The organism is Flavobacterium sp. J372 (genome assembly GCF_024699965.1).
GTDB lineage: Bacteria > Bacteroidota > Bacteroidia > Flavobacteriales > Flavobacteriaceae > Flavobacterium.
The window spans coordinates 739,287-754,392 of record NZ_JAJOMZ010000004.1; the positions used below are offsets into that span (position 1 = coordinate 739,287).

The window sequence follows — 15,106 nt, forward strand, 5'->3', positions numbered from 1 at the left end:
GAGGACGCTTTTTATATTCTGGAAATACTGAATTACTTTTTCTTTCCTTTTGCAGGCGCTTTTGCAGCTTTTGCAGCTTCTTGCGCAGCCTTCATAGCAGCACGAGAGATACGTACCTGTACAACCACTGTGTTTTCAGGGTTTAGGATTTTGAAGTTGTTAGTCTCTATTTTAGTAACATAAAGTTTGTTACCCATTTCAAGTTCAGAGATGTTAGCCTCAACAAAGTCAGGCAGGTTTGCAGGAAGTGCACGCACTTTAAGCTTGCGCTGGTTTAGGCGTAGCACACCACCACCAAGTACACCTGGCGAAGTACCAACAATTTTCACCGGTACATCCATAGTGATCTCTTTGTCATCCTTCAGTTGGTAAAAGTCAATGTGAAGGATTTTGTCGCTCACAGGGTGAAACTGGATGTCTTGAAGGATAGCGTTGTATTGCTTACCGCCATCAAGGTCAATTACAACAGTGTGTACGTTTGGAGTGTAAACCAGCCCTTTGAAAGCAAGGTCTTCTGCTGTAAAATGCACTGGCTGTTCTCCTCCGTATAACACGCAAGGAACCATTCCAGCATTACGTGCCGCACGCGTTGCCGCTTTGCCCACGCTTTCTCTTTCAGATCCTTTAATCGTAATCGATTTCATTTGAAATAAAAATATAGTTAATAAAAAAATTACACAATAAACTTACCGCTTATGCTCCTGTTATCCTGCACCATGTGCATCACATCGGCAAAAAGGCCGGCGCAAGATACAACTTTTATCTTACTGCTTTCCTTCTTCAGCGGAATACTGTCGGTCACAATAAGTTCAGACAGTTTAGAATTTTCGAGCTTTTCATACGCATTGCCGCTTAATATGGCATGTGTACAAATGGCGCGTACGCTCAGTGCGCCTCTTTCTATCATAAGGTCGGCTGCTTTTGCAAGCGTGCCTCCCGTGTCAACCATGTCATCAATCAGCACAATGTTGCGGCCTGTCACTTCACCTATCAGCTCCATCGTTTCAATTACGTTGGCTTCCTTGCGCTGCTTGTAGCAAATCACTACATCACTGCTCAGGAACTTGCTGTAAGCATACGCTCTTTTTGAGCCACCCATATCGGGCGAAGCAATCGTCAGGTTCTCCAGGTTCAGCGCCTTAATGTAAGGCACAAAGATGGTCGAGGCAAACAGGTGGTCAACCGGTTTCTCGAAGAACCCTTGTATCTGGTCGGCATGCAGGTCCATCGTCATGATGCGTGTTGCACCTGCGGTCTCAAGCAGTTTGGCAACAAGTTTGGCGCCTATCGGCACACGCGGCTTGTCTTTCCTGTCCTGCCTTGCCCAGCCAAAGTATGGTATCACGGCAGTAATGTGCCTGGCCGATGCCCTTTTGGCTGCATCTATCATCAGCAGCAGTTCCATCAGGTTATCCGAGCAGGGGAAGGTAGAGCATATCAAAAATACTCGTAAACCCCTTATAGACTCTTCAAAGCTTGGCTGAAACTCGCCATCGCTGTATTTTGAGAACGTTACCTTACCCATAGGCACGCCATAGCTTTTGGCTATCTGCTCTGCCAGGTAAACACTTTGCGAACAGGCAAATATTTTAGCCTCCGGTTCTGTGTGCGGCATTTTAATTGTTTGTTTAGTAGTTAGTTAGTTGTTGTGTTGTGCAATCAGCGTGCAAAGTTAGGAATTTAATTTAAGGTTAAAAGTAATTTTCCGCTTATTTTTCTGTGAGTTACAGATTATTTTTTAAATTTGCACCCACAATTGCATTGCCTGGATGGCGGAATTGGTAGACGCGCACGACTCAAACTCGTGTACTTAGGTGTGTGGGTTCGATTCCCACTCCAGGTACTGAAAGCTCCTCATTTGAGGGGCTTTTTTTTATCACCCTACTTAAACTTAAAGTTAAAACTCACAATATCCGAATCAAGATTGGTTGACCGTGTGTAATGCCCGTACCGTATCTCGAGCATGGTGAGGCGTTGTATGCCGAAGACACCATTTACCGGGGCAATGTGAAAGCCGAGTCCCATAAAATGGCTGTCGAATTTAGACAGGTCATAATTGCTGGTAAAAAATTCGTTGAGGGCGGTGTGCATTTCAAACCCATTAAAGTATTTGGCGGCACTTTGCGTATAATACCTGTAGAACGGACTCACCGAGAAAAACGGCGAGATCTTTACCGGCACTTCAATATTCGCGGTATGTGATTTCACGCCCCAGTCATCGGTATAAAACCGGTAGTAACCTCTTATGATTACGTTGTCACCCAAAAAGTAACTGCCGCGCACCGCAAGCGGAATCTTCAGCCTGCTTTCCGGAAGCTTTTCCTGGTGAACGCTGCCATCAGCAAAATACACGCGGTGAAATGGTAGTGCCAAGTAACCCTGCTGCGCCACAACATCGGCCTGGAAGAGAAGTTGAAAGTTTTTATTCACGATTTGCGAATAGCTCAGCGACCCGAGAAAGGTATTACGCCCGCTTGTACCGCTGCTGCGCGTGTCGGCATCACCCCGCAATTCCGTTGGTGCCACCATTTTCACCTGGTCTATGTACGTCTGGAAACGTGCCGTAAACTCTCCATTTCTGTCCTTGGTTTTTTTGGCATAGCTAATGTTTCCGCCGAACGACTGGTAATCATATTCGGTAGATGAGGATACGCCCGCGCCAATAGTTGTACCTTTTTCTTCATTTTCCCTCACGTAAGTTAATGAAGGATAGATGCGGATATCTGACGATGATGCTGATGAATTCGCCTGGAGGTCAACCTGATCTGAAGATGCCGATGTATAATGGTCTACACCCAGCTCCACATTAAAATTGTGCTTAATGCCGCTTTCGCCATACTTTACAAGGTTCACATCAATGATGTTTGATATGTCGGTCAGCTTTTCAGAGCCGATGCCTCCTGTAACCGCGGCGTTATTACCATCCTGCCGGTAGTAGCTCGACACGAGGTCTATCTCCTCAATCTTCAGTTTTTTTGATTTGTAAGAACTGGAGTCCTGTTCTTTTTCTGATTGTGCATAAGCCCTCATTAAACCCAATAATGCAAGCCCGGTGATAAAGTAGCGTTTCATGTTTACTGACTTGAAATATTAGTTGCAACCGCAGCCACCGCCGCTTTTACCTGCATTAGCTCCAGATGACCCTTCACGGTACGACTGAAAATTCAGTTCTGTTTTCTCAACCTTGCGGTTAGACAGCGCCATCTCGGCATCATTTATCTTATTTTTCTGGTATTCTTTAACCTCTGCGCAAGATGCGAGCATGCAACAGAAGGCTGCACACAATAGAAACTTTTTCATAATCAGTGTTTCAGGTTAATGTCTTTTGAAGTGTATAGTTTATTATGGTCGTCAATTATTATACAGTGTAACCCGGGAATCTGATTCACTAAATGCAGCCCCGCGTTTATTCCCATAACCGATACGGGCGTAGCCATGGCATCGGCAAACTCAGCGTTTTCGCTTATTACCGTGACGCTTTTTATGCCCGTTACCGGCAGCCCTGTTTTCGGGTCTATAGTATGCGAATATTTTTTGCCGCCTATCATCACATATTTCTCATAATTGCCCGATGTTGCCACCGCCTTTCCCGAAATATCGAGGTAAGAAAACACCTTTGCCGGGTCATCAGGATTTGAAATACCAATGCGCCACGGCTTGCCCGATGGCTGCATGCCCCATGCCGTGAGGTCTCCGCTGGCATTTACAATGCCGCTTTGTACGTTGTTTTTTATAAGCAGCCGTTTTGCCATCTCGGCAGCATAACCCTTGCCAATACCACCGAAGCCTATGCGCATGCCTTTTTGTTTCAGGAACACCGTGCCGTTATTATTATCGAGCTCAATATTTTTAAAATTGATAAGATGAACGCTTTGCAGGGCTTCTTCTTTTGACGGAAGGGCACTCATGTTGCGGTCAAAATTCCACAGGCTTTTGTCAAGCCCGCCATACGTAATATCAAATGCACCCTGCGTAATGTTTGAAATCGCAATACTGCGCGCTATCAGTTCAAATACTTCCTTGTCGACTGCTACAGGCTTTATACCCGCATTAGCATTGATGAGGCTTGTCTGGCTTTTTTCGTTATAAGTAGTGAGCAGCGCTTCAATACGCCGTATCTCGTTAACAGCTGTAGTTATATATTCCCGGCCTTCAGGTTCTGAAGCTGCAACAACTGTAATGGTAAAGTTGTTGCCCATCAGCTTGAGAGACTGCGAGTAGTCGTGCATTAGTTCTTGGCTTTGCGTGCCTGGCAGATAGATTTCAGTTCAGCCACCCATTTCTCAACAGGCGCCTCAGGTTTGCCTTTCCACGATTTTATGACCTTGCCGTCAGCATCTATAAGTAGCGTTAGCGGGAAGTTACCTTCTTTGTTATATTTGTCAGCCAGCGCTTCATTCTTTTTAGTTTGCTCCGGTGATAGCTGGTTCTTCTTTTTCGAGGGAAATCGGCGTTTACCAGTACAAGATTGTCTGCCGCAAATTTTTCGAAAGCTTCACTCTCGAAGTATTCTTTGCGGGTTTGTATACATGGCGCACACCAATCAGACCCTGAGAAATTTACAAGTATAAGTTCGTGTTTATCCCGGGCGGTTTTTTTTGCGCTTTCGAAATCAGTGCCCCATTGCAAAGGCAACACCGCAACAAGTATAAAAAGCAGCGTTTTCATAAAGGTGAATTTAATGTAAATGTAACGCAAACCCGATTACAAAATTGTTGAGCTAAAAGGTAATTTTCTTACAATGGCACAGTTTAATTTTAGTTTAAATAAATATATTGCCAGGCAATGATTCCATCTATCTTTCTTAATCAAAACAACACCTTTTCTTAACACCTGTCCGCTGTAAGCAAATTACATTTGTAAAGCCTTTAAATTAAGGGTAATCAAAACTTTAGGATTTGTTTACATGAAGATTCTCTATGCCATACAGGGTACCGGCAACGGCCACCTGAGCCGCGCGATGGACGTTATTCCCTGCCTGCAGAAGCACGGTGAGGTCGAAATACTGGTAAGCGGCATCCAAGGCGATCTTTCCCTGCCGTTTGAGGTAAAGTACCGCCTTAAAGGCATGAGCTTTATCTTCGGGAAGCGCGGGGGCGTAAACCTGCTCAAGACACTGGCCAAAACCAACATCCGTAAGCTGGTGCGCGAGGTTAAAAGCCTCCCAATAGAAAAGTATGACATGGTGATAAACGATTTCGAGCCGGTGTCGGCCTGGGCCTGCTATCTCGCCAACAAGCCCTGCATTGCGCTGAGTCACCAGGCGGCCGTTATCTCACCAAACGCCCACCAGCCTGAGCACGCCGACCCTATGGGACGCTTTATCCTGCACAACTATGCCCCGGCCAGCACGCGGTATGGTTTTAATTTTCAGGGGGAGGGCGACACCATCTTTACACCTGTGATACGGCAGCAGGTGCGTGATTTGCAGGTTACAGATAAAGGCCACTATACCGTATACCTGCCGTCATATGACGATGCCCGACTGATATCGAGGCTATCTGTATTTCATGATGTAAAGTGGGAGGTATTCTCTAAGCACAATAAGCGCCCTATGGAAATTGGCAACATCACTATACAACCTATCAACAATGAAAAGTTTATACAAAGCATGGCATCATCAACCGGAGTATTGTGCGGCGCCGGTTTTGAGACTCCGGCCGAAGCGCTGTTTTTAGGCAAGAAGCTGCTGGTTATCCCCATGAAAAACCAGTATGAACAGCACCTTAACGCTGCCGCGCTAAAAGCTATGGGTGTGCCGGTGGTAAAAAGCCTGAAACCAAAACATTCCTCAGCAATTGCGGATTGGCTTGAAAGTAATGAGAGGATAGCCGTTGACTATCCTGACAACACGCAGGACATTATAGATATGATCATTAAAAAGCACAGCAGCGGCACATCTTTCGAAAATAAATTACCTGTTACCCATTTTGCAGATGAAGCCTGAAAAGCCTGCCTTACATAAAAAAGCTTTTGGACCCCGACTTTAAATGGGGTGTTTCAACCGCTGCGTACCAGATTGAGGGTGGGCACGATGCGCATGGCAAAGGACTTTCCATCTGGGATGTGTTTACCGCTAAGGGTAGCTGCCACGAGCGCCACCACGGCAACACTGCCTGCGATTTTTACAACCGTTATAAAGATGATGTAGCCCTTATAAATGAGCTGAACATACCCAACTTCAGGTTCTCGCTGTCGTGGTCGCGAATTATTCCCAACGGTATTGGCGAAGTAAATCCGGAAGGGATTGCTTACTACAACCGCCTGATTGACGAGTGCCTGGCAAATGGCATTGAGCCCTGGATTACGCTATACCATTGGGACCTGCCACATGAGCTGGAGCTGAAAGGGGGGTGGGCGAACCGCGAGATAGTTGACTGGTTTGCGGAATATGTAAGAGTTTGTGCCGAAGCTTTTGGCGATCGCGTAAAATACTGGATGGTGATGAACGAGCCTATGGTGTTTACAGGGGCGGGTTATTTTATGGGCATACACGCACCAGGCAGGCGTGGACTGGGCAATTTCCTCCCCGCGGTGCACCATGCTGTGCTGGCTATGGCAGAAGGCGGCCGTGTGCTGAAAGCGCTGTTGCCTGAAGCGGAAGTCGGCACGACATTCTCCGGCTCTTATATCCAGCCAAAGACCGATTCGCCAAAAGATATAATCGCAGCCCAAAGGGTTGATGCATTATTAAACCGCCTCTTCATAGAGCCATTGCTCGGATTTGGCTACCCCGAGGCCGACCTGCCCGTGCTGAAGAAGATACGTAAACATTTTAAAGAGGGCGATGAGGCGAAAATGGTCTTTACATTTGATTTCATCGGCATACAGAACTATACACGTGAAGTGGTAAAGCACTCCGTTATTACACCGTATGTGAATGCGGTGCTGGTTGATGCCAAAAAGCGCCAGGTGCCCCTAACCGCGATGGGGTGGGAGGTGTATCCGCCGGCCATATACCAGATGATAAAGAAATTCAACGAATATGACGGCATCACTAAAATATACATCACAGAAAACGGCGCGGCTTTCCCCGATACTATGGTTGACGGGAAAGTGATTGACACTGAACGGATGGCCTATATTCAAAACCACCTGAAACAGGTAAAGAAGGCTAAAGACGAAGGCCTGGAAGTAAGCGGTTATTTTGTATGGACGCTCACCGATAATTTTGAGTGGAATGAAGGCTATCGTCCCAAGTTCGGGCTTATTCATGTAGATTTTGAAACCCAGCAGCGCACTGTTAAGGCTTCCGGAAAGTGGTATGGAAAGTTTTTGGGTGGAGATTGAAAGATTGAAACATTGAAAGATTGGCCCGAATGCTAGCTAAGTAATTATGGATTATAAATCTGCGATCATCTGCCAAATCCGCGTCATCCGCGTTCCATAAAAAGCCTACTCCGCAGTCTCCATTTTAAAATTCATGAACAGGGACTTCACGTTCAGCATCTCGCTCAGGTTGTCATTGTCGAGTGTGTCTTCGTTTTCATCGTTGTCTGTATAGTCTGCCGCATTGAATTTAAAGATGCTCCACTCGCCGTTATCATATTCCAGAGATGTCAGGTTTTCTACCCAGTCGCCCGAGTTCAGGTACAGTACGCTTCCGTTGTGCATCTTTATCTCACGCATTTCTGGCTGGTGAATGTGCCCGCATACCACAAAGCTGTAGCCTTTGTCAATTGCCAGTTCGGCGGCAGTATTTTCAAAATCGTTGATGAACTTCACGGCATCTTTAAATTTTGCCTTTATCTTTTTTGAGAAACTCATCTTCTCACGGCCCATTTTAGTCAGGCACCAGTTAACGAAGCTGTTGAGCAGGATGAGCGTGTCATAACCTACAGCCCCAAGCTTTGCTAGCCACTTTGAGTTTTGCATGGTCACATCAAACACATCACCGTGAAAGAACCATGCCTTTTGTCCGTTGAGGTTCAGCACCAGTTTATTTTGAAGACGGAAGCTCCCCATATTAATGTCAACAAACTTACGCAGCATTTCGTCATGGTTCCCGGTGAGGTAGTATACCGGTACGCCATCGGTAATAAACTTCATGATGCGTCGCACTACTTTCATGTGGCTTTCGGGCCAGTACGATTTGCTGAACTGCCAGATGTCGATGATGTCACCGTTCAGGATAATTTGTTTCGGGTTGATGCTTTTGAGATAAATCAGCAATTCTTTTGAGTGGCAGCCGTACGTGCCGAGGTGAACATCAGATATTACAACGAGGTCAACTTCGCGCTTTTTCATGAAATTTCATCTAATAGAGCTAAATAACTGACTTTAAATAAAGTGCAGGTTAAGGCAGTATTATTTTTAAGTTTTCAGATTTAGAGATAATTTGGAAGACCACAGTATATAAAAAATTTTTAGATGTAATCTTTCCGTTATTAAAAATATGTTAAAAGCTACACCGCATTAAAACAAAACGCCTGCTGAAACCAGCAGGCGTTTTTTCCTATATGATCAAGTAAGACTAAAAGATTACTTTTTTGCTGATAACCGCGCCGTTTGCTGTTTTTACTTTTATTATAAGTGCTTGTTGTTCAGCCTGAAGTCCGTTTGCTTCGGACGAAAGCGCATTTACATTAGTAGTTTCGTATAACTTACGGCCCCTGATATCAAATACAGTTACTTCACTTATCTCTTCTTTTAGTGAATTGATTTTAAGTGTATTATCCTGTTTGAATATAATGATACTGTTCTCATCAGCTACCGGATTTTGAGTGCCCAAAGTTCCGTCAGGGCTATACACAACCTCAAAGCGGCCCGTAAAAGTTCCCGCTGTTGTTGTAAAAGTATAAGGGCTGGCTTTAATATTATGTACAACATTCAACAGGTTATCTTTCAGGTAAATGTCTTGTGTATCGAAAGATCCTTCTGTCCTGTCAATAGCAATTGTATAATCTCCCGATGATGCCACACGCAACTGAAGCGGCTCTGTATTTTCAGTGTTAAAAGGCAACGCACGGCCATGTATCACATATTCTTTTCCGGCCATCGCTGTTGAAAGTACGTTAGGCTTATCATTGATATACTCTGCATCAATACCATTATCCGGCCCATCTGTTGCGCCGTCGATATAACCGGTATACATCTGCGAATATACTCCGGCAGCATTGGTCAGGTTAAGATAAACCCCATGGCTCTCAGGGCGTTGAATGCTGTTGTTCGCATTCCTGAAGAATTGGTTGGATGTATTTTCACTTCGCATGCTGTTATTAAACACAACCTCATTATCCGTTGGGTTTTCAACCATCTGAACTATGAAGCCCTGGCCTGTACGTATAACCCCAAGCGGATCAAGATCGGTATTCGGTTCTCCGTTATCTACATATTGGCCTGACCTGTTCATGGTTACGTAGGCTGACGTTGCTGTTGATGCATTCTTTTTACGCCAAACATAAACCGTCCCTGTAATTACGTTTTCATTCTGCGACAGGAATGCCGGCAGGTTAAGCGGTGAAGGGTAGGGGTTACCAACAAGGTGATAGCTTCCGCCTGTATTTGAAAGCGTTACTGAAATATCGCCATTATTTGGAACTCCCGTAAATTTACCGTTGAAAACCATTGTGGCAGTACCATTATTGTATTGCGTCACAGTACCGTTTATAGTGCCTGTTGGAGCTTGCGTGTCAAAATTATAACCGCCATTTGGCATACGTATAAGATATCCTTTCCCTGGTTCAAAATTACCATTTGCGCCTATATACATTCCATTTTCTTGTCCTTCATTTTCTCCCGGCTCAGGACTGTATTGGTAATAACGCCCCGGAGTTGTAGCTGGTGAAAATGAAACTATATCCTGACCCGCTACCGGCGATGACCACATTACATAGTCATTCCTGAACAGTGGTGAGCTGTCACGCTTAACAGTGATTGCGCCGCTATTGTTGTTTTGTGCATTATTCTGGATCAGGTTACCATTGTTCTCCACCACAAAGTTTTCGGCAGTGGCATTGTTTACTATGTTATTCTCAACGGTAAAGTTTGTACCTGCTGCAACTGTGAATATACCGCTGTTTATCGTTACGCTTTTTGGTGTAAACACGCCGTTTGTACCCGTATTATAGTTGGTTTCAATAGCGGTGTCAATAGTTTCATTTATTACTAATGGAGTAGTGCCGTCAGCGTAGAATTCAGGAACCCATTTAGCAGTACCGTTTACATCTTTCCATGTAACCGTACCTCTTGTAATTACCTCTACAGTTTCAGATTCTGCAGTTGTACAATCAGCTGTATAAGCGCTTACCCTGTAGTAGTATGTTGTAAATGGATCAAGGCCTGTAACTGCGGCAGAAGATGATGACCCACCCGCTACATCAAAGTTTTCATAACCATCAACAAACAGAGGGATAAGGCCGCCGTCATAGGTATGCTTGCCTAAATATGAAATGAAAACATTAGTTGCTACAGTTTCAGCTATCCATTCGTTTGTATTATATGTGGTTGACGGTGATAATACCGATGCTTTCCTTCTCAGGTTTACATCAGCACCCCAGTTGGCGCTGCTGTTTGCCACACCAACAATATCAATCATTGTGCTGCCTTTAAACAAGCCTATTGCATCATTGCCTGTAAAATGCACTGTTGGGCCACCTTGGGCTGATTGGCTAAAATTCAGCGAAGTAGTCAAGCCTGAAGGATGAGCAGGGTCAATAGTCAGGCTGGTAGCTCCATCTGACCTAAGAATGTAAACGCTGCCGGCAGGAAGGCTAACAGCAGGAAAATTGAATATGTATGACGACGTCGCCCCGAAATTCCCGCTACCATTTTGCTGTTGCCTTAGAGAGTATCCCGACAGGTTAACATCCGCACCGGTGCCATTATAAATTTCAAGAGCTTTATTATTGCCCGTCACGCTTTCAATGTATTCTGATATGATAAGGTCGGTACCAAAATTGCCAATCCCAAACTCAGGGCTTGTGCTTACATCAAGTTTGTAACCTGCTGCGTTTTCTACGGCCTCCCAGTTTGCGGTAAAGCTTCCGGCAGCTATTTCAGTAGCTTCGAGGCTTTCAGGCGCTGCAATTGCAGTGGTTGTGAATGAAAGCTGTGCGCTGTAAACCGATGCGCCTGATGTTGTTGTGTATGCCCTGTAATAATACGTTTTACAAGGCAGAAGGTTTTCAAGTGTAACAGTATATGCCCCGCCTGTAATTCCTGTGCCGGCTATCTGTGTGCCGTTACCCGGTGTAAAATTGTTTATTGTGCTGTACTCAATGCCATAGCCCGTATTGGTGGTACAGTTACCTTCTGTTGAAGTTGCGTTTATACTTGCCGATGTCATAGTAATGTTGGCTGCAGCTTCGGCAGTTGCCACGGCAGCATTAAATATACCCGCGCCTGTTACAGGTACTGTCAGCGTTGCGGCAGTGTAAGGCGCTGAGCCCTGTACCACGATATTTCCGTTATAGGCTTGTACTGCTGTTGGGCTGAACTTAACAAATACGGTTATCTCACCTCCGTTAAAGTCTGGAATTGAAAGTGTTGAGGTATAAGTGCCTTCTTCAGTAAGTGAGTAAGTATACCCTGTAAGCGCAGCAACAGTAAGCGTTGCACCCGTCATTCCTGAACCGGTAAATGTGAAAGAACCTGTTTCTGTAGCATTAGTACATACATCACCAAAAGCAAGGTTGTCGGTTTCGCCTAATGTAAGATATTTTAAAGTCGTAACTTCTATTGTATTAGAATTGTCTGTTGTACAATTAGTGCCATACGCACGCACCCTGTAGTAGTATTGGGTATCAGGGTTAAGGCCCGTAACTTCCTGAGATGTGCCTGTCGTGACAGCCAGGTTGTTGTAGCCGGCAATAAGTTGAGAGTTGCTTACTTTAATATCGCTGATCTGGAACCTGTTAAGGCTTGTAGCAGCTGTTTGTATCCTGAATTTAGAGTTTGCAGTGCCTCCTGTTACAGGTATGCTGTAAGTGACAAACTGGTCGGTTAATACAATTGTCTGCAACGTGGCTGAAAAAGTTGAGCCATTTGCTGCATGTAAAATAGTGATTGATTTATTTGTAGTTGAAGATACGTCGTGTTTTGCAGTGATGTATAACGTAGCAATACCACCGGTTGAAGATAGGTTAACAGTAGGTGTTGTAATATGGTGTGTGCCGCTGCCTGTTGCTACCCTCACACTGCCACTTTCTGCATATACATTGGTACCTGTCCATCCTGTAGTTGAGGTAAGGCTGTTTATCTTTTTGTTTTCGGGCGTGGTTGTGTTTGTAACCGCTATATTGTAATCAGTCTCACCTTCAGCAGGTGCAGTAACACCTGAAAAATCTTCGTTTAAGAATATAGTTTCAAAATCAGGGTTGGCGCTTACATCAAGGTAATAGCCTGCAGCTCCCGGTACAGCATTCCAGTTGGCTGTAAAGCCGGTTTGTGTTAGGCCAGTTGCATCTGTACCGGCTGGTGCAGATAGGGCAAGGGTTGTAAATGTACCCTGCGTGCCATAATATGTACCTGTTGCGTCAGTTACATATGCTTTGTAGTAATACACAGTACATGCGGTTAGGCCGGCAATATCAACAGTAAAGTTTCCTGAAGCAAGATTACTGCCTGCTACAGCTGTACCCGTACCATCACCAAAATCAGGTGTAGTACTGTATTCTATACCGTAGCCTGTAATACCGGAACAACCCTGGGTAAGCTGGCCTGCAAGTGTTGCCCCTGTTACTGTTACATTGCTGCTTGTACCTGTTGCTGCCATGGCAGGCGTATTTACACCTTCGCCAAATACAGGTATATTAAGTGTGCTTGTATTGTTTGAGTTAATACCAATTGTACCCGGAACGCCGCCAACTTCTTCAGGGTAAGACTGTACGGCTGTAGGACTGAATTTTACATAAACTGTAATAGCTGAGCCAGTATTGTTGAAGAACAAGCCGTTTTGATAGGTTCCGTTCTCCGTTAAAGAATATGTGAAACCTTCTAAACTATAAACGGCTATCTGCTGTCCTACCGGCACATTATTTGCCTGAAAGGTAAAGTAGCCTGCGTTGCTGGTAGTATTGATACACAAAGGGCCAAATGCAAGGCTGCTGTCTATAAGCGTGAAATAAGGAGTCGATGGTGATGCAGTTGATTCTGTTGTTGAACTGCTGTACGGTGTTTCGATACCCGATATATTACGCGCTTTTACATCAAAAGTATATGATGTGCCCGCACTCAAGCCGGTAACAACAAGCGGTGAAGCAAGCGTAGTGCCTGTAAGCCAAACTTCTGTATCTGTAACGCCGCCCAGACTGTTGATGTAACGTATGCCAACAGGAGTAAGTATCCGTATTACATACTCTGTAGCTGTAGGGTTACTATTTGCATCGTTGGTAACAGTAAGTGTTGTAGTTGTTGGGTTATTTACCACAGGCATACCCGGTGTAGCTGCTTTGCTATAAAAATTATTTATTGCACCGTAGCCTGTTGCAGTACCGTTATTTGCGAAAGCGATATAGTAATATCTTGAGTTGGGTAAAAGCCCTGATATTGCGATAGTAAAAGCGGCATCGGTATCATCTGTATCATCAACTGTAGTTGCATTGGCATTATCTACGGTAAGGTTTTCACCGGTTGAATTCCATACGAAGCCCTTGCGTACTATGGCAGCATTACCGTTGTTTGTTACGCTACCTTTAATATTCGCACTATTTACGCCGGCATCATCCTGGTTATTGAATGTGGTTGTTACCACTGTAGGCGCTACTATGTTGAGTGTAGAAAATGTTACAATGCTTCCATAAGATGTTCCTTCAGGGCTGGTGGCATAAGCCCTGTATTTATAAGATGTATTCATTGACAGCCCCGTTAATGTTGAAGGGTAGCTGCCTGTTCCTGTACCATCGTTGGTAATCCCCAGGTTTGTGGTTATTGTCGGGTCGGCCGATGTTGATAATGCCCATACAATACCTTTGGCGGTTACCGTACTTGCTGTTACTGACGTGCCTCCTGTTGTACCCAAAGCGGTGACGTTACCACCTCCTGTGGCTGAAGTTGTAGTAACATTTGACTGTGCCGTTGTTGTAACTGTTGGCAGGGAGGCTGTGTAGAAGCTTAAAACTGTTGGCGCATATGATGTGCCGGCAGCATTTGTTGCATATGCCCTGTAATAATATAGTGTACCGGGTGTAAGGCCTGTAAGTGTGGTTGTAAAATCACCTGTAGCCGTACCTGTGGCCACTGATTTTGAATGAGATATGGTTGGCGTGGTCGCGGTTGATGAATATACAACACCCCTCTCGGTTAATGTTGCGCCGCCATTGCTTGATATATTACCACCCGATGCAGCGCCGGTTGTTGTAATGGCAGTAGCCGTTACGGTTGAAGCAACTGTTGGAGGATTTCCTGTAGCGTAAGATATTGATACATTGTCAAGCGCTATACCGTCACGTGAGCCGCTACCGCCTAATTCTGTGTAACTCCAGCGGATATATACAGTGCTCGACCTATTATCAAGCGCTGAAATATCAATATTTGTATAAGCTGTTGTCGTACCTTCCGCAATTGTTCCGGAGGCATAAGTCCCACCGGTAACAGCGGTAAATCCGCTTGTTGGAGATGTTGTGCTTATTTCCAGATTAAAGCTGTTACTCCGGTTTTGTTCGCGGATTTTGATTACACTGTAAGATATTTTTAATGCTGACTTACCCGTTGTATTTGTTATTGAAAGTACAATTGAGGAAGGTGAGAATGCACTGCCAGATCCTAAAAGCCCTATTCTTGAGCCATAATTATAATTAGCTCCGGCTGTACTGCTTGAGGTACCAACACTCATCGCGTTGTCAGCAGTAGTCCCGTCATAAGAAGTCCACCCTGTAGGATAGGATGTTCCGCTGGCTCCGGGAGTAGTATTAAAATTTTCAGAATATGGAGATGTAGCGGGTAAGGTCACCTGCGCCCAGGCTCCTACACCTGCTAAAAAAAACATTATCAGAAAAATGCATTTCATCGATTTTTCTTGTAGTAGTTTCTTCATTATAGTATTTTTTTAAATTTTATCCGTTGAATTTTAAGAGGTTACAAATATTGTATTCAAATGTTAACTAAGATACACATTTATATCAACACTCTGTTATCATTTTGTTAACAGGAAAAGCCCCTTGCGGGG

The 15,106-nt window shown here is 44.7% G+C and carries 10 protein-coding genes and 1 tRNA gene; 3 read left to right on the top strand and 8 right to left on the bottom strand.

The window, feature by feature from the left end:
• Positions 1-32: 32 nt before the first annotated feature.
• Together LRS05_RS03750 and LRS05_RS03755 are read right to left on the bottom strand one after the other, a co-directional pair.
• Entirely contained in the window at positions 33-644 is a 612-nt protein-coding gene (locus LRS05_RS03750; protein ID WP_257867095.1) for a 50S ribosomal protein L25/general stress protein Ctc, read from the bottom strand.
• A gap of 29 nt (positions 645-673) precedes the next feature.
• The gene (locus tag LRS05_RS03755) at positions 674-1,615 is read right to left on the bottom strand and encodes a ribose-phosphate pyrophosphokinase (protein ID WP_257867096.1); all 942 of its coding nucleotides are present in this window, start codon (positions 1,613-1,615) and stop codon (positions 674-676) included.
• A gap of 148 nt (positions 1,616-1,763) precedes the next feature.
• On the opposite strand from LRS05_RS03755, the gene LRS05_RS03760 reads away from it, so the two are divergent.
• Positions 1,764-1,843 (top strand) — tRNA-Leu (locus LRS05_RS03760).
• Between the two features lie 38 nt (positions 1,844-1,881).
• On the opposite strand, the gene LRS05_RS03765 is transcribed toward LRS05_RS03760, so the two are convergent.
• From LRS05_RS03765 to LRS05_RS03780, 4 genes are all read right to left on the bottom strand, one after another.
• Positions 1,882-3,072: a DUF3570 domain-containing protein gene (locus LRS05_RS03765; protein ID WP_257867097.1), complete on the bottom strand. Its 1,191-nt coding sequence runs from the start codon at positions 3,070-3,072 to the stop codon at positions 1,882-1,884.
• 18 nt (positions 3,073-3,090) lie between these two features.
• Complete coding sequence (locus LRS05_RS03770; protein WP_257867098.1) at positions 3,091-3,300, bottom strand: DUF4266 domain-containing protein; 210 nt, start codon at positions 3,298-3,300, stop codon at positions 3,091-3,093.
• A gap of 2 nt (positions 3,301-3,302) precedes the next feature.
• Positions 3,303-4,229 (bottom strand): FAD:protein FMN transferase, encoded by a 927-nt coding sequence (locus tag LRS05_RS03775; RefSeq protein ID WP_257867099.1) that lies wholly within the window; start codon positions 4,227-4,229, stop codon positions 3,303-3,305.
• A 121-nt stretch (positions 4,230-4,350) separates the two neighbouring features.
• Positions 4,351-4,668 carry a thioredoxin family protein gene (locus tag LRS05_RS03780; RefSeq protein WP_257867100.1) on the bottom strand — a complete coding sequence of 106 codons (318 nt, stop codon included), beginning with the start codon at positions 4,666-4,668 and terminating at the stop codon, positions 4,351-4,353.
• A 238-nt stretch (positions 4,669-4,906) separates the two neighbouring features.
• Between LRS05_RS03780 and LRS05_RS03785 the strand changes: the two genes are divergently transcribed.
• Positions 4,907-5,947, top strand: coding sequence for a glycosyltransferase family protein (locus LRS05_RS03785; protein WP_257867101.1), 1,041 nt, complete (start codon positions 4,907-4,909; stop codon positions 5,945-5,947).
• A gap of 26 nt (positions 5,948-5,973) precedes the next feature.
• Positions 5,974-7,290, top strand: a complete 1,317-nt coding sequence (locus LRS05_RS03790) for a GH1 family beta-glucosidase (RefSeq protein WP_257867102.1) — start codon at positions 5,974-5,976, stop codon at positions 7,288-7,290.
• 105 nt (positions 7,291-7,395) lie between these two features.
• Here LRS05_RS03790 and LRS05_RS03795 read toward each other — a convergent pair whose 3' ends face one another.
• The gene (locus LRS05_RS03795) at positions 7,396-8,247 is read right to left on the bottom strand and encodes a UDP-2,3-diacylglucosamine diphosphatase (RefSeq protein ID WP_257867103.1); all 852 of its coding nucleotides are present in this window, start codon (positions 8,245-8,247) and stop codon (positions 7,396-7,398) included.
• Positions 8,248-8,473: 226 nt separating this feature from the next.
• Entirely contained in the window at positions 8,474-14,947 is a 6,474-nt protein-coding gene (locus LRS05_RS03800) for a T9SS sorting signal type C domain-containing protein (RefSeq protein ID WP_257867104.1), read from the bottom strand.
• Positions 14,948-15,106 lie beyond the last annotated feature (159 nt).

Excerpts from the sequence above, each read along its gene's own strand:
- LRS05_RS03770 (WP_257867098.1), bottom strand. The coding sequence starts at position 3,300 with ATGAAAAAGTTTCTATTGTGTGCAGCCTTCTGTTGCATGCTCGCATCT.
- LRS05_RS03780 (WP_257867100.1), bottom strand. The coding sequence starts at position 4,668 with ATGAAAACGCTGCTTTTTATACTTGTTGCGGTGTTGCCTTTGCAATGG.
- LRS05_RS03775 (WP_257867099.1), bottom strand. The coding sequence starts at position 4,229 with ATGCACGACTACTCGCAGTCTCTCAAGCTGATGGGCAACAACTTTACC.
- LRS05_RS03765 (WP_257867097.1), bottom strand. The coding sequence starts at position 3,072 with ATGAAACGCTACTTTATCACCGGGCTTGCATTATTGGGTTTAATGAGG.
- LRS05_RS03755 (WP_257867096.1), bottom strand. The coding sequence starts at position 1,615 with ATGCCGCACACAGAACCGGAGGCTAAAATATTTGCCTGTTCGCAAAGT.
- LRS05_RS03795 (WP_257867103.1), bottom strand. The coding sequence starts at position 8,247 with ATGAAAAAGCGCGAAGTTGACCTCGTTGTAATATCTGATGTTCACCTC.
- LRS05_RS03800 (WP_257867104.1), bottom strand. The coding sequence starts at position 14,947 with ATGAAATGCATTTTTCTGATAATGTTTTTTTTAGCAGGTGTAGGAGCC.
- LRS05_RS03785 (WP_257867101.1), top strand. The coding sequence starts at position 4,907 with ATGAAGATTCTCTATGCCATACAGGGTACCGGCAACGGCCACCTGAGC.
- LRS05_RS03750 (WP_257867095.1), bottom strand. The coding sequence starts at position 644 with ATGAAATCGATTACGATTAAAGGATCTGAAAGAGAAAGCGTGGGCAAA.